The organism is Microthrixaceae bacterium, from assembly GCA_023957975.1.
In the GTDB taxonomy this organism is placed as follows: domain Bacteria; phylum Actinomycetota; class Acidimicrobiia; order Acidimicrobiales; family Microtrichaceae; genus JAMLGM01.
This window is the reverse complement of sequence record JAMLGM010000001.1, coordinates 219,906-239,756: the sequence shown is the minus strand read 5'-3', so window position 1 is coordinate 239,756 and position 19,851 is coordinate 219,906. Positions and strand designations below refer to the sequence as shown.

17 protein-coding genes, 3 tRNA genes and 2 pseudogenes are annotated in these 19,851 nt (G+C 63.7%); 12 read left to right on the top strand and 10 right to left on the bottom strand.

From position 1 onward, the window contains the following. Positions 1–43: 43 nt before the first annotated feature. The gene (gene meaB, locus M9952_01180; GenBank protein ID MCO5311539.1) at positions 44–1,036 is read right to left on the bottom strand and encodes a methylmalonyl Co-A mutase-associated GTPase MeaB; all 993 of its coding nucleotides are present in this window, start codon (positions 1,034–1,036) and stop codon (positions 44–46) included. A gap of 86 nt (positions 1,037–1,122) precedes the next feature. Between meaB and M9952_01175 the strand changes: the two genes are divergently transcribed. Both M9952_01175 and M9952_01170 read left to right on the top strand, forming a co-directional pair. Then, positions 1,123–1,803 (top strand): response regulator transcription factor, encoded by a 681-nt coding sequence (locus tag M9952_01175; protein MCO5311538.1) that lies wholly within the window; start codon positions 1,123–1,125, stop codon positions 1,801–1,803. A gap of 6 nt (positions 1,804–1,809) precedes the next feature. Continuing rightward, entirely contained in the window at positions 1,810–3,048 is a 1,239-nt protein-coding gene (locus M9952_01170; GenBank protein MCO5311537.1) for a HAMP domain-containing histidine kinase, read from the top strand. Between the two features lie 74 nt (positions 3,049–3,122). On the opposite strand, the gene scpA is transcribed toward M9952_01170, so the two are convergent. Together scpA and M9952_01160 are read right to left on the bottom strand one after the other, a co-directional pair. Further along, positions 3,123–5,300: a methylmalonyl-CoA mutase gene (gene scpA, locus M9952_01165; protein MCO5311536.1), complete on the bottom strand. Its 2,178-nt coding sequence runs from the start codon at positions 5,298–5,300 to the stop codon at positions 3,123–3,125. Beyond that, positions 5,297–7,225 carry a methylmalonyl-CoA mutase subunit beta gene (locus tag M9952_01160; protein MCO5311535.1) on the bottom strand — a complete coding sequence of 643 codons (1,929 nt, stop codon included), beginning with the start codon at positions 7,223–7,225 and terminating at the stop codon, positions 5,297–5,299. The genes scpA and M9952_01160 overlap by 4 nt, the downstream gene beginning before the upstream one ends. A 183-nt stretch (positions 7,226–7,408) precedes the next feature. On the opposite strand from M9952_01160, the gene M9952_01155 reads away from it, so the two are divergent. Both M9952_01155 and M9952_01150 read left to right on the top strand, forming a co-directional pair. Further along, the gene (locus tag M9952_01155; GenBank protein MCO5311534.1) at positions 7,409–7,915 is read left to right on the top strand and encodes a DoxX family protein; all 507 of its coding nucleotides are present in this window, start codon (positions 7,409–7,411) and stop codon (positions 7,913–7,915) included. Between the two features lie 85 nt (positions 7,916–8,000). Then, on the top strand, positions 8,001–8,510 hold the full coding sequence (locus M9952_01150; protein ID MCO5311533.1) for a GAF domain-containing protein: 510 nt from the start codon (positions 8,001–8,003) through the stop codon (positions 8,508–8,510). Here the strand turns inward: M9952_01150 and M9952_01145 are convergent. Genes M9952_01145 through M9952_01135 form a run of 3 tightly spaced genes read right to left on the bottom strand, consistent with a single transcriptional unit; the run spans position 8,438 to position 11,716 of the window. Beyond that, on the bottom strand, positions 8,438–9,757 hold the full coding sequence (locus M9952_01145; GenBank protein MCO5311532.1) for an AI-2E family transporter: 1,320 nt from the start codon (positions 9,755–9,757) through the stop codon (positions 8,438–8,440). The two genes, M9952_01150 and M9952_01145, sit on opposite strands and share 73 nt — an antisense overlap. After that, on the bottom strand, positions 9,750–10,469 hold the full coding sequence (locus M9952_01140; GenBank protein ID MCO5311531.1) for an MBL fold metallo-hydrolase: 720 nt from the start codon (positions 10,467–10,469) through the stop codon (positions 9,750–9,752). The genes M9952_01145 and M9952_01140 overlap by 8 nt, the downstream gene beginning before the upstream one ends. Then, on the bottom strand, positions 10,466–11,716 hold the full coding sequence (locus M9952_01135) for an aminotransferase class III-fold pyridoxal phosphate-dependent enzyme (GenBank protein ID MCO5311530.1): 1,251 nt from the start codon (positions 11,714–11,716) through the stop codon (positions 10,466–10,468). Before M9952_01135 ends, M9952_01140 begins: the two co-directional genes overlap by 4 nt. A gap of 109 nt (positions 11,717–11,825) precedes the next feature. Between M9952_01135 and pheA the strand changes: the two genes are divergently transcribed. From pheA to M9952_01095, 8 genes and pseudogenes are all read left to right on the top strand, one after another. After that, entirely contained in the window at positions 11,826–12,785 is a 960-nt protein-coding gene (gene pheA / locus M9952_01130) for a prephenate dehydratase (GenBank protein ID MCO5311529.1), read from the top strand. 60 nt (positions 12,786–12,845) lie between these two features. Beyond that, a tRNA-Ser gene (locus M9952_01125) sits at positions 12,846–12,933 on the top strand. A 54-nt stretch (positions 12,934–12,987) separates the two neighbouring features. Further along, positions 12,988–13,078, top strand: a tRNA-Ser gene (locus M9952_01120). Positions 13,079–13,681: 603 nt separating this feature from the next. Beyond that, positions 13,682–13,915 (top strand): annotated as a pseudogene (locus M9952_01115) (transglycosylase family protein). 63 nt (positions 13,916–13,978) lie between these two features. Next, positions 13,979–14,052: transfer RNA gene (locus M9952_01110), tRNA-Arg, on the top strand. 211 nt (positions 14,053–14,263) lie between these two features. Beyond that, positions 14,264–14,452, top strand: a pseudogene (locus tag M9952_01105) (transposase). A gap of 190 nt (positions 14,453–14,642) precedes the next feature. After that, a complete protein-coding gene (locus tag M9952_01100) occupies positions 14,643–15,512 on the top strand; it encodes a hypothetical protein (GenBank protein MCO5311528.1) in 870 nt (289 codons plus the stop codon). Positions 15,513–15,660: 148 nt separating this feature from the next. Further along, positions 15,661–16,650, top strand: a complete 990-nt coding sequence (locus M9952_01095; GenBank protein MCO5311527.1) for a magnesium transporter CorA family protein — start codon at positions 15,661–15,663, stop codon at positions 16,648–16,650. Positions 16,651–16,681: 31 nt separating this feature from the next. Here the strand turns inward: M9952_01095 and M9952_01090 are convergent, their stop codons facing one another. From M9952_01090 to M9952_01075, 4 genes are all read right to left on the bottom strand, one after another. Beyond that, the gene (locus M9952_01090) at positions 16,682–17,914 is read right to left on the bottom strand and encodes a cytochrome P450 (protein ID MCO5311526.1); all 1,233 of its coding nucleotides are present in this window, start codon (positions 17,912–17,914) and stop codon (positions 16,682–16,684) included. Between the two features lie 129 nt (positions 17,915–18,043). Then, positions 18,044–18,562 (bottom strand): type II toxin-antitoxin system PemK/MazF family toxin, encoded by a 519-nt coding sequence (locus M9952_01085; GenBank protein MCO5311525.1) that lies wholly within the window; start codon positions 18,560–18,562, stop codon positions 18,044–18,046. After that, positions 18,559–19,311, bottom strand: coding sequence for a carbon-nitrogen family hydrolase (locus M9952_01080; GenBank protein ID MCO5311524.1), 753 nt, complete (start codon positions 19,309–19,311; stop codon positions 18,559–18,561). Before M9952_01080 ends, M9952_01085 begins: the two co-directional genes overlap by 4 nt. A gap of 36 nt (positions 19,312–19,347) precedes the next feature. Then, the gene (locus tag M9952_01075) at positions 19,348–19,839 is read right to left on the bottom strand and encodes a DUF4395 domain-containing protein (protein MCO5311523.1); all 492 of its coding nucleotides are present in this window, start codon (positions 19,837–19,839) and stop codon (positions 19,348–19,350) included. Positions 19,840–19,851 lie beyond the last annotated feature (12 nt).

The following is a 19,851-nucleotide window of genomic DNA, read 5'->3' as shown; positions in this document are numbered from 1 at the left end:
ACGAATGACAAGGCCTTTCACTACATCACATTCGTGAGTGCGCTCAGGTTGATCGGTGCTCGAATCGTTCAAGTAGCCGATCGGCGGCGGCGGTTGCCGGCATCTCGCCTGCACCCACCCGCGCCTCGACCTCGACGAGCAGCGCGGCCACGCCCGGGTCGTCACGAAAGAGTTCGAGAAGACGATCCTTCACCATCGCCCACATCCAGTGGACCTGCTGGGTTCGCCGACGGTCGTCGAGTTCGCCGGTCGCCGACATCTTGGCCCGGTGCACCAGGATCTGTTCCCAGATGTCGGCCAGACCCATGTTCGTCAGCCCGGAACAGGCGAGCACCGGCGGGGTCCACGTCGGCGTCGCCGGCGCCATCAGGTGCAGGGCGTGGCGATAGTCGACGATCGCCTGTTGCGCCCGCGCCGCGTTGTCCCCCTCCGCCTTGTTCACCGCCACCATGTCGGCGAGTTCCAGCACCCCCTTCTTGATGCCCTGCAGTTCGTCGCCGGCACCCGGCAACATCAACACCAGGAAGAAGTCGACCATGTCGGCGACGATCGTCTCGGACTGGCCCACCCCGACCGTCTCCACAAGGATCACATCGAATCCGGCCGCCTCACACAACAACATGGTCTCTCGCGTCGAGCGGGTCACGCCGCCGAGGGTCGATCCAGCGGGAGACGGACGAATGAACGCGCGGGCATCCACGGCCAGCCGATCCATCCGTGTCTTGTCGCCGAGGATCGAACCACCGGTGCGCTGCGAGGTCGGGTCGACCGCGAGCACGGCCACCCGATGGCCCGCGGCCGTCAGGTTGGTGCCGAACTGGTCGATGAACGTCGACTTGCCGACACCCGGCACACCCGTGATTCCGACGCGCACCGCGGAGCCTGTGGCCGCCATGATGTTGTCGAGCACCTCCGCGGCGATGGCACGGTGATCGCCGCGGCGACTCTCGATCATGGTGATCCCGCGGGCCAACACGGTTCGGTCCCCCCGCAGAATTCCCTCGGTCAACTCGACGGCGGACGGCAACGAACGCATAGCGAGATGGTAGGCAACCGCGCATGGTTCAAGGAATCCGCTCCCCAACGGTGCACGACCGTCGACTTCGGTTTACCCTCGATGAAATGGCACGCCTTTTGTTGGTCGAAGACGACGACGCGATCGCGAAGCCTCTCGCTCGAGCACTCGCACGCGAGGACTTCGAGGTCACCCGAGTCTCAAACGGCACCGACGCGGTCGCAACCTTCCGCGGGGGAAACGTCGATCTGGTGCTGTTGGATCTCACGCTGCCCGACATCGACGGGCTCGACGTGTGCCGCAGGTTGCGTGAAATCGACAACACGACGCCGATCGTGATGCTGACCGCCCGCAGCGACGAATTGGACATCATCGTCGGATTCGATGCCGGTGCCGACGACTACCTGGGCAAACCGTTCTCCATGGCCGAGCTGACCGCCCGCCTTCGGGCCCGTCTGCGCCTGAACCAACACGACGACTCGATCCTGGTGGCCGATGGTCTGTCGATCGACACCCGGGCCCGGCGCAGCACGCTCGACGGTGACGAACTCCACCTCACTCCGAAGGAGTACGAGATACTCGTCATGTTGATGACGAGTCGCGACCAGGTGGTCTCTCGTCAGCGGATTCTGCTCGACCTGTGGACCGGCGACCTCGAGGCAGCCAGCCGGAGCCTGGATGTTCACATGTCGTCGCTTCGCAAGAAGCTCGGGGAGGCCACCGACACCCCGAGGTTTATCCACACCGTCCGCGGTGTGGGGTTCCGCTTCGAGGCCACCGGCGCGTAAGCATCCATGCGTCGGCGGCTCGTCACCTCGTTCCTCGGCGTCACCGCTATCGTGCTCGTCCTTGTGGCGATCCCCATGGGCTACCTGCTCCAGCGCGTCGCCACCGACGAGGTTCGGTCACAGCTCGCCGATCAGGCATCCTTTGTCCTGAATCGCGCGGTCGCCGCCGATCACGACGGTGTGCGACTGAGCGTTTCGGACCTTGAGGCGCTCGTCCTTGGCGACACCGGAGCCGAGATTCGCTACGCGGATGGGGCGGTCGTTCAGAGCAACCCCGAGGGCGATTCCGAGGTGATCTCCGCAACGATTCGAAACGAGGGCAACGTTTCGACCGTTCGGACCTTCACCGGTGTCGATGCCATCCAACAGCGCATGCGTGAGCCCTTGCTCGTGCTCGGGGGTCTCGGTCTCGCCGGCCTCATGGCGACGTGGCTGCTCGCCCAGGCCGAAGCGCGACGCCTCGACGGGCCGTTGCGCGACCTGGCCCAGACCGCGGAACGCCTCGGTTCCGGCGACTTCTCGGTGACCGCCCCTCGCTCGGGTATCGCCGAACTCGACAGCCTCGCCACGACCCTCGACCGGACCGCCTCAAGAATCGACGAGCTGGTCCGGGCCGAACGCAGCTTCACCAGCGATGCCGGGCACCAGTTGCGCTCGGCGCTCACCGGCCTTCGGTTGCGCATCGAAGAACTCACGATGACCGACGATCCGGACACTCGCGAGGAAGCGATCGCCGCACTCGAGCAGGCGGACCGGCTCTCATCCACCATCGACGACCTCCTGCGGCTCTCTCGAACCGGACGGGCGGGGGTGACGACGCGCTTCGAACTGCGGCCGTTCATCACCGCTCACATCAACGACGTCGCAATCACCTTGCGCGACCAACGCCGTACGATCGAATTCGCCCCGGGTCCGGCCTTATCGATCGCGGCCGCGCCGGGCGCCGTCGGCCAGGCGATCGACGTGTTGTTGTGGAACGCGGTGCGCCACGGCCGCGGGCTCATCGTCGTTCGAGCCGAGATGGATTCCCGCTGGGCCATCATCACCGTCACCGACGAAGGGTCGGTCGACCCCGAGACCGTCGGCGGGTTCTTCACCGAGGCCGAACGTCATTCCGCACACGGGATCGGACTCCCGCTCGCGCGTCGAGTCGTCGAAGCCGAAGGAGGACGGCTCGACGTCATCGTGACGTCGCCGACCACATTTCGGATCCGCCTGCCGCTCGCGACACTGCCCGACGACTGAACTCGACCGTTCATCGGAGAGCTCGGCGAGCATCGGCGCAACCGAGGCCCGATCGCCCGATCGGCGCCCGCCGGTCAGGCGACGCCGAGGTCGTAGCCGTACTGTGCGGCGAGCTTGTCGAGCAGGTCGTCGGCCGCAGCGGCGATCACGGTCCCCGGCGGGAAGATCGCCGTCGCTCCGGCTTCGTACAACGCGTCGAAGTCCTGCGGTGGAATCACCCCGCCGACGACGATCATGATGTCGGACCGCCCCAACTTCTCGAGTGCCGCCACCAACTCCGGCACCAGGGTCAGGTGACCGGCGGCCAGCGATGATGGGCCGACGATGTGCACATCGGCGTCGACCGCCTGCTGCGCCGCCTCCTCAGGCGTGGTGAACAGCGGACCGATGTCGACGACAAAGCCGAGGTCGGCAAAGCCGGAAGCCACGACCTTCTGGCCACGATCGTGGCCGTCCTGACCCATCTTGGCGAGCAGGATGCGCGGTCGCCGGCCGTCGGCCGCCTCGAAGGCCTCGACCTTGCGCCGAACCCGTTCGACCGTTTCGTTGTCTGCGCCCATCTCGCTCCGATACACACCAGAGATCGACTTGATCTCGGCCCGATGTCTGCCCCACACCTTTTCGAGCGCGTCGCTGATCTCGCCCACAGTGGCCATCTTGCGAGCGGCATCGACCGCAAGATCCAACAGGTTGCCCGCACCACTGTCGGCGCACTTCGTCAACGCCTCGAGTGCGGACTGCACCGAGTCGGTGCTGCGTTCGGCGCGCAGCCGTTCGAGTTTCGCGATCTGATTCGCGCGTACCGTCGCGTTGTCGACCTTGAGAACCTCGATCATCTCGTCGCCGTCCGGACGGAACTTGTTCACACCGATCACCGACTGGCGTCCGGAGTCGATTCGGGCCTGCGTGCGAGCCGCCGCCTCCTCGATGCGCAACTTCGGAATGCCGGCCTCGATGGCTTTGGCCATGCCGCCGAGCTGTTCGACCTCTTCGATGTGCGCCCAGGCTTTACGCGCCAGCTCATAGGTCAGGCGTTCGACATAGTACGAGCCGCCCCACGGATCGATCACGCGAGTGGTGTTGGATTCCTGCTGCAGAAACAGCTGAGTGTTACGGGCGATTCGCGCCGAAAAGTCGGTCGGCAATGCCAACGCCTCGTCGAGCGCGTTCGTGTGCAGCGATTGGGTGTGGCCCTGGGTCGACGCCATCGCCTCGACGCAGGTGCGAATCACGTTGTTGTAGACGTCCTGAGCGGTGAGCGACCACCCTGAGGTCTGGCTGTGGGTGCGTAGCGACAACGACTTGTTGCTCTGCGGGTCGAACTGCTTGACGAGCTTGGCCCACAGCAGGCGACCCGCTCGCATCTTCGCGACCTCCATGAAGAAGTTCATGCCGATCGCCCAGAAGAAGCTCAGGCGCGGTGCGAATGCGTCGACCTCAAGGCCTGCGGCCTGCCCGGTCCGTATGTACTCCACCCCGTCGGCAAGCGTGTATCCGAGTTCAAGATCGGCGGTCGCACCGGCTTCCTGCATGTGATAGCCGGAGATCGAGATGGAGTTGAACTTCGGCATCCGCTGGCTGGTGTAGGCGAAGATGTCGCCGATGAGCCGCATCGATGGTGCCGGCGGATAGATGTAGGTGTTGCGCACCATGAACTCTTTGAGGATGTCGTTTTGGATGGTGCCCGCAAGCTTGTCCGGGGCCACCCCCTGCTCCTCAGCCGCCACGATGTAGAGCGCCAGCACCGGCAACACCGCACCGTTCATCGTCATCGACACCGACATCTGATCGAGCGGAATCCCGTCGAAGAGCACCCGCATGTCGTAGATCGAATCGATCGCGACGCCGGCCATACCGACGTCGCCGCCGACGCGTGGGTGATCCGAGTCGTACCCCCGGTGCGTCGCAAGGTCGAACGCTACCGACAGGCCCTTTTGGCCCGCCGCCAGGTTGCGACGGTAGAACGCGTTGGAGTCCTCGGCTGTGGAAAAGCCGGCGTACTGGCGAATCGTCCACGGCTGGTTGACATACATCGTCGAATACGGCCCACGCAGAAACGGCGCCATACCCGGGTAGGTGTCGAGGAAGTCGAGGCCCGCGGTGTCCGCAGCGGTGTACAGCGGCGCGACCGCAATGCCCTCAGGCGTTTCCCAGACCTCGCCGGCCGCGGCGGATCGCGATGGAGCGCCATCGACCGCATCATCGGAAACGATGGGACCGGCGACGGCGGTGTAATCCGGAAGACCGGTCATGACAAAGCTCCCTGCATCTTCAGAAGTCGGGTGAGGGTGTCGAGCACATTGACGCCCACGTAAACGAACTCATCCACTCCGGCGGCCTCATAGTCACCTCGAGCATCGCCGGGATTGCCGGCCAGATAGACGCGCCGTGCGCCGGCCTTCTTCAGTGCCGTTGCCACCGGCGCGGCCAACTCGGCGTACAGCGAGTCGGAGCCACAGATGACGGCGACCTCGAGCCCCGACGCGATGAACGCCTCGGCGGCGGCGTCGGCCGTGTCGTGACCGACATCGCCAACCGCTTTGACTCCGCCCGCTTCGAAGAAGTTCTTGGCGTAGGTCGCTCGCGCCGTATGAGCGGCGACTGGGCCGAGGTTCGCCATGAAGATCGACGGACGCTCATCGGTTGCTGCCAACGCGTCCGACGCGTCGCGCAACGCCTCGAATTCGCTGCCGTTGCGCACCGCAGGAAGCGCCTCGATGGTGGTCGCCGGTCCGGCGGGCACGACACCATGGGCCACCGCTGCGTTCCGCAACGCGACGAGATCGATCTGCTCGCGAGTGAGCGGTGCCTCGTCGATGTTCGGAAACTCGCTCACCCCCGTCAACGGGTCGCGGCGCCGAGCGATGTTGAGCAGGCGCGCCTCACGGGTGAGTTGCAGCGTTTCCGCCTCGGCCCCGCTCGTCAGCACCGCCACCATGCCTCCGGCCGCTTCGATTTCCTGGAAACGGGCCCATGACCGCTCGACCAGTTCCGTGGTGAGCGCCTCGATGTAGTTCGATCCACCAGCGGGATCGATCACCGCTCCGAGGTTCGCCTCCTCCTGCAGGATCAGTTGTGTGTTTCGAGCAATGCGTCGCGCCAGATCGTCCGACAGTCCAACCGCCGAGTCGAAGGGCTGCACCGCCACCGATGACGCACCACCGACCCCCGCCGCGAAACACGCCGCTGTCGTGCGCAACATGTTCACCCACGGATCGCGCTGGCTCATCATGCGAGTCGCCGTCCGGCTCGCAAACGGTGTTGCCAGCGCGACCGGGTCGACACCCGCTGCTCGAATCGCATGGGCCCACAGCCGACGAGCCGCCCGCAACTTGGCAACTCCAGCGAAGACATCGGCGTCGGACTGCAACGTGAACGCGATTTCACCGAAGGCCGCCTCGAGAGGTCGGTCGCTGCAGAGCGCCCGGACGTACTCGAGCGCCGTCGCGATCGCCACCGCAAGTTCCTCGACCTCGCTGGCCCCGGCGTCGACCACCGCTGCGGTATCGACGTTGATCGTGCGGAGATTCGGCGCATCAGATACCCGATTCGCCAACTCGCGGAGCTCAGCGAAGGCCCCATCGAGGCCCTGTGGCAACGCGCCTGTCGCAGCGAGCGCCCCGATGGGGTCGAGCCCGAGCGACCCTGCGCGTTCCGCGGGGCTGACCCCCTTGACGTCATAGAGCGCCACCAACAACTCAGCGGCGGTTGCGCCAAGGGGTCCCGCCTCGAGCGTGACCGAGATCAGATCGAGATAGACGCCCTCGAGCACCGCGGCGAGGTCGTCGGCCGCACCGATGACCGTTCCGTCGACGGCCCCGGCGCCGTGAACGTCGAGTCGCAGCACCAGCGAGTTCGCTCCGCCTTCAAGGTCGGTGAGAACCTGGCGATTCGCCTCCTCGACGAGCGGATGTCGCTGGATCGTGGCGATCGACCATGGCAGATCTCCACGCGGTCCGCCGACCCCCCGGGTCAGGTCGCCCTGGCCGGGAAGCTGCTCGGCCGGAGGGCGGTCCTGTTGGGTGTACAGCGGCTGGATCGCAATCCCGTCGTAGGTATTCGAGACGAGCTTGCGATCGAAATCGGCCCCCTTGAGCACGGTGTCGACGAGTGCCAGCCACTGCTCTCGACTGCCGGATGGGAATTCTGCGGCGAGCGTCAACTCCGAGGTGGTCACCAGATTTTCTCCAGGTCTGCGGTATCGCACGGGATACGCAAGGTTACCGGCGGTGCTCACGCCCCGTCAGGTGCGAGAAGTTCGGCAAGGGACTAGGTTCGACCGGCGCAAGCAGCCACGGGGTCCTGCACCCCTCAAGCACCTGGAACGATGATGTTCGCTACCGATGTCGCTTTTTCGTCGATGACCGAACTGTCGGTCGGCCTGTTGATCCTGCGGGTCGCGTTCGGCCTCACGATGGCCGCACACGGATACGGGAAGTTCTTTCAGGGTGGGCGTATCCCCGGCACCGCCGGATGGTTCGACTCGATGGGCATGCGGCCCGGCAAGGTGCACGCCGTGTTGGCTGCGACGAGTGAGGTTGCTTCCGGCCTCGCCATCGCCCTGGGTCTACTCACACCGTTTGCCGGTGGTCTGTTCATCGCCCTGATGATCGTGGCCGGCTACACCGTGCATGCCGAAAACGGCTTCTTCATCGTCAAGAGTGGGTGGGAATACAACTTCATCCTTGCGGTATTCGGCCTGGGAATCGCCATGGTCGGCCCGGGTGAGTATTCCCTCGACCACGCGTTCGGCATCGCCGACACCTTGTCGGGCTGGACCGGTCTGATCATCGCCCTGATCGTCGGCGTAGGTGGCGGCATCGGCCAACTCGTGGTGTTCTACCGCCCTCCGGCGAAGACCTCATAGTCCGGCACCCCCGGCGTCTGCATTCCGGTGAACCCGGCGCAGAATTCTTCAGATCGGGCAACACCCCTTCCGAAGCCTTCTGTGCATGGGGAATACCGATCACGTGCCATCGGATCGCAGGCGATGCGATGGTGGCATCCACGACACCGACAATTTGCGCACCACCCTCGCTCGTATCGCAGTTCGCCTTGAGGCGCAGCGTTGCGAGTTGTTCGAGGTCGACGAGCACCGCGCAACGCTGCTGGACCGTTGGGTCGCGTCCGGCATGGCGATTGCATTGGCCGAGCGCCGAGATGTACCACTGCACTGGTTTCCGTGGTCCCTCGGCTCGGTGCGGCCGCGCGAGTACCTCTTCGTACGCAATGCCGGTGCGCTCCCGATGGCCCTCGTTGACCATACGGAGCGACCCGAACACCGCGTCGTTTCAGGTGCCGATCTGGGGGTCGGTGCTGCGCTGATGGTGCCGCTCACCTTGACCGGTCATCCGATCGGGGCGCTCTGTGTGTACTGGTCGCTCGAGCGTCAGTCCTGGGAGTCCGAGTCCCGCGACACCGTAGCGTCGTGGGCACTCGATGCCTTGTTGGCCCCGCGCTGAAGGCGTTCCCAGAAGGCGCCGCCGCGGTGTTCGGTCGGCGGGATGGCATCGTCGCTGCCACTGCTCGAAACCATCCGTTGGGTCAGTTCGCTTTCGACCAACTCGTGTCGGTTAAGGAAAGATGAAACGAAGGCCTGGATGATTGCCGCTGCCGGCAGCGCCAACAGCGCTCCGATCGGACCGATGATGCTGCCGCCGGCGAGCACCGCACCGAAGGCGACCGCCGGGTGGATCTCCATCGTGCGAGCGGTGACGCGTGGTGCCAGCACGTAGTTCTCGAACTGCTGATACACGATCATGAACACGAACACCGCCAGCGCTCTCGGTGGGCTGTCGAGCAATGCGATCACCACCGGCAGCGCACCACCGATGTAGGTCCCGACGACCGGAACGAACTGACTCACGATTCCCATCCATACCGCAAGCGCCAGCGGGGACGGCACACCGATGATGGCGAATGCGATCCAACTGAGGATCGACGACACCACCGCCAGGATCGTGCGTGAGTACAGGTAGCCGCCGGTCTTGGAAATCGCCAGCTCCCAGAGTCCGAGCACCATCACCTGGCGATCCTGTGGAACCACCGAACAGATCGTGCGCCGGAACTGCGGTCCTTCTGCCACTAGGTAGAAGGTGAAGAGGAACACCGTGAACATGTTGAACACCACGCCGAGCGCGGTGCCGGTCACCGACATGACCCGACCGCCGACGTCGCCGGCATACCTCGTCAGGTCTCCTTCGTACTCGCGGACCTGCTTCACGAGATCGTCGGTCGTGACGTTGGCGTGAAACGTGTCGTTGAACCAACGGGTCGCGTCCTCGATCAGCCGCGGTGCGTCGTTGACCAACGAGGTGACCTGCTGCACCACGAGATCGACGATGACCCACACGAGCACGAACGAACCGACGAGCAACAACAGGAACACCAGGCCGGTAGCAAGTCCGCGCTTCATCCCTCTGGCCGAGAGGCGGTCCACCGCAGGCTCGACAGCAAAGGACAAGAACAGTGAGACCAACAGCAGCACCAACAGGTCCGAGAGATTGGCGAATACCGTTCGGCTCACCATGAATCCGATGGCCCCGAGCATCACGTAGAGCACCGCACGCGGGAACCATCGCGGCGGGCGTGTCGCGTTCCACGTGTCGGGCAATCCGTCGTTCATCATCGTCGACGCTGCATCGGACGCCACGTCGGACGCCGAGGAGGCTGGAGACGAGATCGACAGGTCGGAGGTTTCGTCACCCATTGCCGAACATCATCATCCACTGCTCGACCGACTGGGGCCGAAAGACGAAGTTCTGGGCTCGGGTCTCCCCCATCGGCGCCGACGGCATCGCCGAGTACCGATGGCCGGGATACAACACGGCGCTGTCGGGGACCTTCGCAAGCCGCTGGGTCAGGCTGTAGTACAGGTCTTCGGCATTACCGCCCGGCAGATCCGTTCGCCCGCACCCTTCGAGAAACAACGTGTCGCCCGAAACGAGGTGATCGTGAACCAAGAAGCATTGCGATCCGGGTGTGTGACCAGGGGTGTGGATGAGATCGACACGCACTTCGCCAATCATCACATGTGCCCCTGTGGGGTGACCGACCAGGTCGGGTGCGGTGACTCCGGTGGTCTTGGAGATCCATTCGACCTCGGTCTCCTGCACATGAATCGGCACCTGCACCCGGTTCAACAGCGCCTCGATCCCCTCCAAGTTGAACCCCATCATCGAGCCGCCACAATGGTCGGCGTGATAGTGCGTCACCAGCGCACCGGCGATCGTCATGTCGTCCACAGCCGCCGAAGCGATGAGACCATCGACGTCATAGGCGGGGTCGACCACGAGACACTCGCCTGTCTCGCGGTCGCCGATCAGATACGAGAAGTTCGCCATCTGCCCGGCGATGACGTCCGTCTGGGCGAAGTCGCGGCCGGCGAGGAGTTGGCGAAAGTACAGACGGTCGCCGCTCATGATGCGGAGGCTAGACCGGCACCGACCGCTGCGAGTGCCAGGTCGATCTCGTCGGCTGAGACGATCAACGGCGACATGAACCGGATGACGTTACCGTCGGTGCCCGCGTTCATCAGCAGGACCCGGTGCTCGCTGAACGCGTGGGAGATGACCGAGGTGACGGTTGCGGCGTCGGGTTCGCCCTCCGCGGTACGGAACTCGGCCGCCACCATGAGCCCGGGCCCGCGGACGTCGACCAGGTTCGGGTGTTTCGCAGCCAGGCTACGAAGCCCCGCGCGCAACTGTTCGCCGCGGGCGTTGACGTTGTCGAGGAACCCTTCGGTGGTCACAACCTCGATCGTCGCCAGTGCGGCAGCACAGCCGAGTGGGTTGCCGCCGTAGGTTCCGCCGTGGGTTCCGGTGATCCAGCGATCCATCAGCGCCCGAGGCGACCCGATGGCGGAGATCGGAAAGCCCGAGGCGAACCCCTTCGCCATGACGATGATGTCGGGGGTGACCCCGATTTGATCCATGGCGAACATGGTTCCGGTGCGACCGAACCCGGTCTGAACCTCATCGGCGATGAGCAACAGGTCGTGTTCGTCGCAGATCGCACGGACCCCCTGCACATAGCGGGCCGGGGCCGGCTCATAGCCACCTTCGCCGAGCACGGGTTCCAGGATGATCGCGGCGGTCTCCTGCGGTGCGGTTTGTGTGGTGAGCAACCGTCGCAGTTGCGCCAGTGCCGCATCGATTCGTTCGTCGAGGGTGCCGACTCCGACGGAGCGTGGAAAGGGGGTCACGTGGATTCCCGCTGGCAGCGGTGCGTAGTTGCGGCGATATGCGGTCTTTGAGGTCGTCATCGCCATCGCCAGGTGGGTGCGCCCGTGAAAGGAAGCATCCATGACGATGATGTTCGATTTACCCGTCGCGTGCTTCGCCAGCTTCACCGCTGCCTCCACGGCTTCGGCGCCTGAGTTGGAAAAGAAGAACGTGTCGATGCCCGCCGGGGTGAGATCGGCGAGGCGAGCGGCAAGCGGTTCGAGTAGATCATGGCGATAGCAGTTCACCTGCGCGTGGATGAAGCGACCGGCCTGGGTTCGGATCGCCTCGACCACGGTCGGGTGGCAATGCCCGGTCGATGTCACCGCGATGCCCGCCGTGAAGTCGAGGTACCGCTCTCCGGAGGCCGAGGTGATCCAACACCCCTCGCCCGAGACCACATCGAGGTCCGTCAGGTTGGTCCACACCGGTGACAGATGCGACACGGCGCACCTCCTTGATTCGAGTCGTTGCGTGCCGCGCTGGACGGCGCGCATGTCACAGCAGTTTGGCGCACGCGCCGAGCGTGATGGGCTCCCGATAGCCTCGGCACCGATGAGTTCTCACCAGCCTCGCACCGGCACCGTGTCGCCCAGCGCCTCGGTCGGGTTCCTCGGCCCGATCGGCACCTTCACCGAACAGGCGCTGCTCGGACAGCCCGACCTTGCCGCCGCGACCCGCATCGAATTCGACAACTTCTCGGAGTTGCTGTTTTCGGTCGAGAACGGCGAACTGGACTACGGCTTCGTCGCGTTGGAGAACGCCATTGAAGGTCAGGTCAACATCACCGCCGACACCTTGACGTTCGACGTCGACCTGCTCATCCAACGCGAGGTCGTGCTTCCGATCGAGATGACGCTGCAGGTCAAACCCGGTGCGGTGCTCGACAAGATCACGCGCGTTTCGTCGTTTCCCCACGCCTACGCGCAATGTCGAGAATGGCTGCGGGCCAACCTGCCGAATGTCGAGTTGGTTCCGGCCACGTCGACGGCGGGCGCGAGCGAGATTGTGGCAACGGGCAACGATGCGACCATCGCCGCGATCGCCAATGCCCGTGCAGCCGAACTGCACGGACTCGACATCATCGCTCGAGATATCGCGGATCACCCCGAGAACGCCACGAGATTCGCCTTGGTCGCTCGCCGGGGAATCCCCGCGCCCTCTGCCAACGACAAGACCTCGATCGTCGTGTTCCAACGCGCTGACGTTCCCGGTTCGCTCTTGAGCATCCTGCAGGAATTCGCCGCCCGACAGATCAACCTGTCGTTGCTGTTATCGCGGCCCACCAAGAAGTCGCTCGGCGACTACTGCTTTCTCATCGACATCGTGGGCCACCTCGCCGACCCGCTCGTCGCAGACGCGCTCCGGTCGCTCAAGATGAAACACGACGTCAAGTTCCTGGGTTCGTATCCCGCGGGAGTTGCCCTCGACGATGCCGAACGCGAAGCCGCCGAGGCGCACCTCGACGAGGCCAAGGCATGGATCCGCTCGCTTCGAGAACAGTTGGACGAGTGACCGTTTGGTCGACCAGCGGATGTGACGTCGGGGGCGTACCCACTAGAGTCTGCGCCGTCCGGAGGGATGGCAGAGCGGACGATTGCGACGGTCTTGAAAACCGTTGAGGTGCAAGCCTCCGGGGGTTCGAATCCCCCTCCCTCCGCCACTGGCGGGCGAGTTGTCTCCTTTGCGGGGGGCGACGTATACACTGTTCGAGCCTGGAGAGGTGCCGGAGTCCGGTCGAACGGGCCTCCCTGCTAAGGAGGTGACTGCCGCGAGGTGGTCCGTGGGTTCAAATCCCACCCTCTCCGCCGTGTCGCGAAGGTCCAGCCAACCGGCTGGGCCTTCGAACGTTTTTGGCCGACGCCACCGAGGGTCCTCGTGACGGTTCCATTACATCGACACTAATGATGCCGATTGTTGAACCATCGTTCGAATGGCAACATTTTGCGTCGATTGCCCAAATTTCGGTGTTCATCGATCATCCGGGACGCCAGATTGTGGGCCGATCGGCCCACTCCGGTTTGTGACCCTGTGTCGAAGGACACACCACGAAGGTGTTGCAATTCCATGACAACTTCGTCATCATGTCCTTCGTAACTACGACATCAGCAGGGCCCTGCCCACGTGCTGCCATCTCCCGGAGATCACCTCTTGTCGGGACGGCACATGTTCGGCGGGAAGTCCGCTCTCACGATCCGGCACCACCCCCCGCCGCTGCGAAGGAGCTACCCATGACGATCAAGAAGACTGTTGCACGCGCTGCTGCGTGTGGTGTTCTGGCGGTCACCGCCCTCACGACCGCCTGCACACCAGAGGAACAATCAGCTTTCGTCGCTCACGTCGCCAGACAAGAAGCAGCGATCGCAAGTACTCGAAGTATGAGCTCGCTGTCGGACGCTCAACTCGCTCGGCTCGCATCATGCGAATCGGGGGGCAACCCGGCCGCAGTGTCGAAGAGCGGCAAGTACCACGGGCTGTATCAGTTCAACCAGACCACGTGGAATGGTGTGGCGAAGTCGGTGCTTCCCGAGTACGTCGGGGTGAAGCCCTCCAAGGCACCCTCACACGTGCAAGATGCCATGGCTCGCGCCTTGCACGCCTCGCGTGGCCGTAGCCCCTGGCCGGTGTGCGGCAAGCGGATCTGATCCCACTCGCGCATCCGGTTGGCTGTCACTCATCTCGACGAGTACAGTCTCTGGCTGCGCTATGCGCTCGTAGCTCAATTGGATAGAGCATCTGACTACGGATCAGAAGGTTGGGGGTTCGAGTCCCTCCGAGCGCACTAGGTGGAAAAGGCCTGTACGAGGCGGTTCTCGTGATCGGGAGCCGCCTCTTGCGCGTCCGGGAGGCGCTTGTTGCGCCTCGACGGGGTGAACGTCACCGCCGTCGAATTCTTGGCGACGATGGTCACGGTGACCGTGGCGCTGCGCCGCCGCCGTCTGGCATGTCCCCTCGTGAAGGCCGCGAAGACGATCCACTTCCGCCGCGACCTCATCTTGAACGCTGTCGAGCACTGGATCAGCAACGGCCGCGTCGAAGGGCTCAACACGAAAGTCCGCCTGATCATCCGCCGCGCCTACGGCTTCCACTCCCCAGACGCTGCCCTCGCGCTCGTCATGCTGGGAGCCGGCCCCATCAACCTCCAACTCCCACACGAACGAACACACGTACCCGGCGCATGACCCGCACCTGAGTCAGGAGAGCCCTCATTCCTGTCGGGCGTTTACCCAACGTATTGAACTACTCAACGCCGAACTGGTGCCCGAAGCCCCGGTTCAGTCGTTCGACCCACGGCGACGTAGTCGTTTCGGCATCTTGCCCACCGATGGTTCGTATGGCCGCTTGATTGTCGGTGGTCAAGTGTTCACTGTCGTGGGCATCGAGGTGAACGAGACATCCGCGGCGCACCCCCGGAGTATGTGGAAGGAGCAACCCATGAGCCTTCTGAATCGTCGAGTGGTGATGTCGGCGATCCCCGTGTCGTTGATCATCGTTCCCCAGTTCATCTTGTGGTTTCAACCGCAGATCGTCAGTGGCTCCGACACTCACGACTTGCTACGACTCACCCAGGGAATCGGCGCAGCCTGGATCTTCTTCGGGCTATTGGTAGCGGGATACATAAGCTTGGTGCGATACCAACAAGCGCTGGAAGCACAGCGACGTGCTCAACGCGACGAGTACGCGGCAGACGCCCGCAACCACCGGATCGCTTTCGGAACCCGGCTGTCTGAAATTCGCGAAGACCATCCGTATTGGAAGTCGTTCAGGCTTCGGTGGGGCGCGGCCGGAAGCCCAGAATTCAGGATGCCCGACACTCCATGGTGGTCCGACGTTCCGTTGATGGACGAGACTTGGTGGCGAATCGCGACCGGCCCAGAGTCGGAGGTTCCGGGCCTGTTCAACCGCTTGAAGGCCGAGAGCAAACAGCGTTATCAGACGTGGCGAGCCGACCTGCGCGCCACCGATCGCGACACCTACAACGAGATGATCGAGTGGGAACGTCATCAAGAAACCCTCGCGATACAACGCCAACTCGTCGCACAGCAGGCCCGCCAGGCAGCGGCGACGGAACGCCTTGTTCAAGAACAACGGCGCGCAGCCTCACAAGCGATGCTTGCGCAAGCAACGGCAGCCGGGCAGCCGCCCCAGCCTCAGAGTCCCTTCATGAGCGACGATGTCCGATGGAAGTGGAACACCAATGTTCTCAATGAATGGGAGCGAAACCGGAAATCGGGGCGGTAGAGCACTCGATAGGTGCATCGGGGATCGTCGATTCGATCGCACCGCCAGGGTCGTCCTGAGCGAGTCCATCAAAACCGGATGCCGCGAGACGCCTCGCGTCCCCGCCAACACGTCGCTGGCAGCACCGCTGCCCGTAGCATCGACACCCGTGACACAACCAGCGACCTCGGAATCCACCCGCGCCTGGCGAAACGGCAAGGTGGTCGCCCGTGGCTTCGACATCGAAGCCGTCTCGGACTACCTCGAAGACCCCGACACCATTGTCTGGGTCGATCTTGAGGCCCCAACCGAAGCCTCGTTCGCTCAACTCAGCGACGAACTCGGGCTGCACGAACTTGCCATCGAGGACGCCGTCGATGAACACCAGCGTCCCAAGGTCGACTACTACGAATCACACCTGTTCCTGTCCTGTCATGCGGTCGACATCGACCGTGACGCCATCGCACTACGCGCAGCCGAGATCGACGCGTTCGTAGGTGACCGCTGGATCCTCACCGTTCGAGAGGGGGATGGGTTCGGGCTCGACCGACTTCACGCTCGGTGGGACCGAGTCGAGGAGCTCACCCGATTCGGTGTTTCGGCGCTCGTCTACGCACTGCTCGACGACGTGGTCGACGGGTACTTCGATGTCATCGAGGTCTTCGACGACTATTACGACGAGGTGAGTGAGACCCTTTTCGATGACCAGCCGCTCACGCCGCTCAAGCAGCGAACCTGGTTCGACATGCGCCGCGCTCTGGTGCATTTCCATCGAATCGTCGCTCCGACGCGCGAGGTCATGACCTCGCTCATGCGCCGTGACCACAAGTTCGTCAGCGACGATCTGTACCCCTACTTTCAGGACGTCTACGACCACACCCTGCGCATCGCCGACTCCACCGATTCGCTCCGTGGACTCGTCGCCACGATCGTCGAGACCGACCTCAGCCTGCGCGATTTTCGCCAGAATCAGATCGTGAAGAAGGTCGGAAGCTGGGCGGCGATCTTCGCCGTCCCCGCGTTCATCACCGGATGGTTCGGAATGAACGTTCCTTTTCCCGGGTCGGGTCGAGACCAGGGCGTCTATCTCGCCGGCGGTCTCATCGTTGCCTCCACCGCCGGCCTCGTCACCTGGTTCCGACTCAGGGACTGGCTATAGCCGAATCAAATCCGGGACCGCACCGCGATGACTACGCGAACGTGTAGCGGATCGGTAGATGCTTCACACCCGACACGAAATGCGACTGTGCCCACGATGCATCGCCAGCAGGTTCGATCGATTTAAGCCGAGGCAGCAACGCTGCAAGGAAGGATCGAAGCTCCCGCCGAGCAAACTGCGAGCCCAGGCAGAAATGGCTACCCACCCCGAATGACATCAACTTGTCCGCATCCGGGCGATCGACGATGAACCTGTCGGGGTCGACGAACACCGTCTCATCCCTGTTGGCCGAGGGATAGCTCAACAACACCGACCCGCCGACGGGAATCTCGACGCTGGCGACGGTCATCGGCACGGTCGCGAATCTCATGAAATGCCGCACCGGGGTCGTCCAACGAATGAACTCCTCCGCCGTATTCGGGATCAGCTCGTGATTCGCTTGAAGGGCAGCGAGTTGCTCGGGGTTCGCCAGCAGCGCCTCAAGCCCTCCAGCAAGCGCAAACGAGGTGGTGTCGTGACCAGCGGTCGCAACGATGATGTAGTACCAGAGGCGTTCGACATCGCCGAGTGGACATCCGTCGATCTGACCGTTCGCGATCACCGAGGCAAGATCGTCGCGTGGGCAGGCCTGGCGATCGGTCGTCATCTCGTTGAAGTACTGGATGAAGTTCATGATCGAACCCAACACCCGAGCCTGAGGGTCGTCGGCATCACCGAGGAACTCCGGGTCGGCCGCACCGAACACACCCTGAGTCAGGTCCATCATCATGGGCTCGTCCTCTTCGGGAACCCCGTAGATGTCCATGATCACCCGAAGGGTGTAGGGCTGTGCGATATCCCTCGCGAAGTCGCACTCTCCCCCGAGGTCGGCCATCCGCTGCACGTAGCGTTCGGCCAGTTCACTGATTCGAGGTTGGCGCTTGCCCACCGATGCGGGCTTGAACCAGTCGTTCGCGACCTGTCGATGGTCGCGGTGCTTCGTTCCGTCCAGGTGTACGAGCGACGCCGGCGCCGGCATCCCCGATGCCTCCATCTGCACGTATTGCTCGATCGGTCCGAGCACCGAACGAGAGGTGTTGTTCCAACTCACGCTGTCGCGCGACACGTTGAAGACGTCGTCGTGGCCCAGCAGTGCGAGAAATGGCTGATACCCATCCGGTTCGACCCAGACGGCTCCGTGGTTACGCCGCCATTGCCCGACCTGTTCGTGCCAGGCCTCCATGTCGGCCCACATCGCCGGATCGATGAAGTGTGCGCCTGGCACCGTTGGAACTACCTCGGTTCCCATATCTCACCCCCGAATCGCGTTCGAGCAGCATACCGAGAAATCAAGAACGTGCTTTGCAATCTCTCGTCCGCCCCCTACGCGAGTCCGAACAGCGACGCACTGCGCCTACGCGTACTGGATTTCTGCCCGACGCCCCGCCGTGGCCGCAACCACACTGTCAAAACGCTCTGCGGGAAAGATCGCGCCCTCACGACGTACATGATCCGGTCGGAGAGCGATAACTCGATCGATTTTGGCCCAACTCGGCCGACGCTCGTGGTCCCAGGGCCCCGTGCCAACCGCCAGCCGATCCCCCGGCCGACCCGACTCCTTCGATGTCAACGCGACCGCAGCGAGCCGGTCGTCGATGCGCCCGATCACCAGGCACGGCCGGTCCTTACCTTGGGCTGGGTCGTCCTCGTAGGGAATCCATGCCCAGACGATTTCGCCCGGATCCGCATCTCCGTCGAAGGCCGGCTCATAACTGATCTGAACTTGACCTCGCCGCGGCGTCGGGTTCGGGGACGACTTCTCAGCGCCCGCCTTCGATCTTGGTGCTGTCGACCCGACCGTTCCTTTTGTCCTTTTGGAACGAGTGACCTTGGTGCGTTGAGCCACCCCGCTCAGGATCTTGGTGAACTTCATCGACGATCTGCCAGAAACGGGTACTGCGAGCGAATCCGCGCCACCTCGTCGGCGGTCACGTCTGCGAGGAGCACCGAAGGATTGTCGACGGCCTCGGCGAGCACCTTCCCGAACGGGTCGATGATCGTCGAATCACCCGAGTAATCAAGATCGTCCGCATGACCGATGCGGTTGGCCGCGACCACGAAACATTGATTCTCGATCGCTCGGGCCCGCAACAGCGTCCGCCAATGCTCGCGCCGACGCTTCGGCCAATTCGCCACGACGATGAAAAGATCGGTATCTGGGCCCAGGCGCCAGAAATCGTCGCCGAAGCGCAGGTCGTAGCAGACGAACGGCGTCACCCGCAGCCCATCCACCTCGAAGCTGACGAGGTCAGCACCAGCGCTGTACGCCTTGTGTTCGCCGGCGTAACTGAACGGGTGCCGCTTGTCGTAGGTCACCAACTCCCCGTTCGGTCCGGCCGCGATGAAGCGGTTGTAGGCCAGTCCGTCATCGTGGATTGCGAGCGATCCACTCACCCAGATGCCATGTCGTGCCGCGCGGTCGATCATGAACGCGACGCTCGGACCGTCCATCGCCTGACACACGGCAAAGGGGTCCATGGAGAACCCGGTCGCCCACATTTCGCTCAACACGACCAACGATGCGCCACCTTCGACAGCCTCGTCGATCATCGGGTCGACGATCGCATGAGTCGGTTCAGGGTCGTGCCAGCAGATGTCGTGTTGTATGGCGGCGACCTTCACGGCCCCAACGCTACCGGCGCGCTGTGCTCGACGCGCTCAGTACGGCACTCGCATGGACAAGTCGTTGCACTCCACGCAGGCATCGTCGGGGATCACGCCTAACTTCATGAGGCGACCGAACATCCAACACCCCAGGCAAAACCCGAGGCCCGCCTCGAGCGACGCGGCCACGACCAGCATGCCCATCAACAGCAAGGCCACCGCCGACGCTCCAAAGGCGAAGTGAGCGATCGTCGCGGCGATCGTGAACGTTGCGCCGATCGCCTGGGCGAAACGCTTCGGCTTTCCGGGCATCGGACGCTTTGCTCCCCCCAGCGCAGGCACCGCAACCTTTGTGGCGAATTGGGCGAGTGGGCTGAACGTCGGGCCGGCGATCACTCGGGCGACGAAGCCGAAGGCCAATACCGGTGCGATCCAATACCAACGCGTGATCAACAGCACGACACCACTCAACGCCACCCCGGTGGCGACGGTACGAGCCGCGTAGTCATCGACGGTCTCCGGGAACGAGAATCGGCGTGAGGTCATGAAGCCATGATA

Coding starts and splice junctions, on each gene's coding strand:
- meaB (MCO5311539.1), bottom strand. CDS start 1,036: ATGCGTTCGTTGCCGTCCGCCGTCGAGTTGACCGAGGGAATTCTGCGG.
- M9952_01175 (MCO5311538.1), top strand. CDS start 1,123: ATGGCACGCCTTTTGTTGGTCGAAGACGACGACGCGATCGCGAAGCCT.
- M9952_01170 (MCO5311537.1), top strand. CDS start 1,810: ATGCGTCGGCGGCTCGTCACCTCGTTCCTCGGCGTCACCGCTATCGTG.
- scpA (MCO5311536.1), bottom strand. CDS start 5,300: ATGACCGGTCTTCCGGATTACACCGCCGTCGCCGGTCCCATCGTTTCC.
- M9952_01155 (MCO5311534.1), top strand. CDS start 7,409: ATGACCGAACTGTCGGTCGGCCTGTTGATCCTGCGGGTCGCGTTCGGC.
- M9952_01150 (MCO5311533.1), top strand. CDS start 8,001: ATGGGGAATACCGATCACGTGCCATCGGATCGCAGGCGATGCGATGGT.
- M9952_01145 (MCO5311532.1), bottom strand. CDS start 9,757: ATGGGTGACGAAACCTCCGACCTGTCGATCTCGTCTCCAGCCTCCTCG.
- M9952_01140 (MCO5311531.1), bottom strand. CDS start 10,469: ATGAGCGGCGACCGTCTGTACTTTCGCCAACTCCTCGCCGGCCGCGAC.
- pheA (MCO5311529.1), top strand. CDS start 11,826: ATGAGTTCTCACCAGCCTCGCACCGGCACCGTGTCGCCCAGCGCCTCG.
- M9952_01085 (MCO5311525.1), bottom strand. CDS start 18,562: ATGAAGTTCACCAAGATCCTGAGCGGGGTGGCTCAACGCACCAAGGTC.
- M9952_01075 (MCO5311523.1), bottom strand. CDS start 19,839: ATGACCTCACGCCGATTCTCGTTCCCGGAGACCGTCGATGACTACGCG.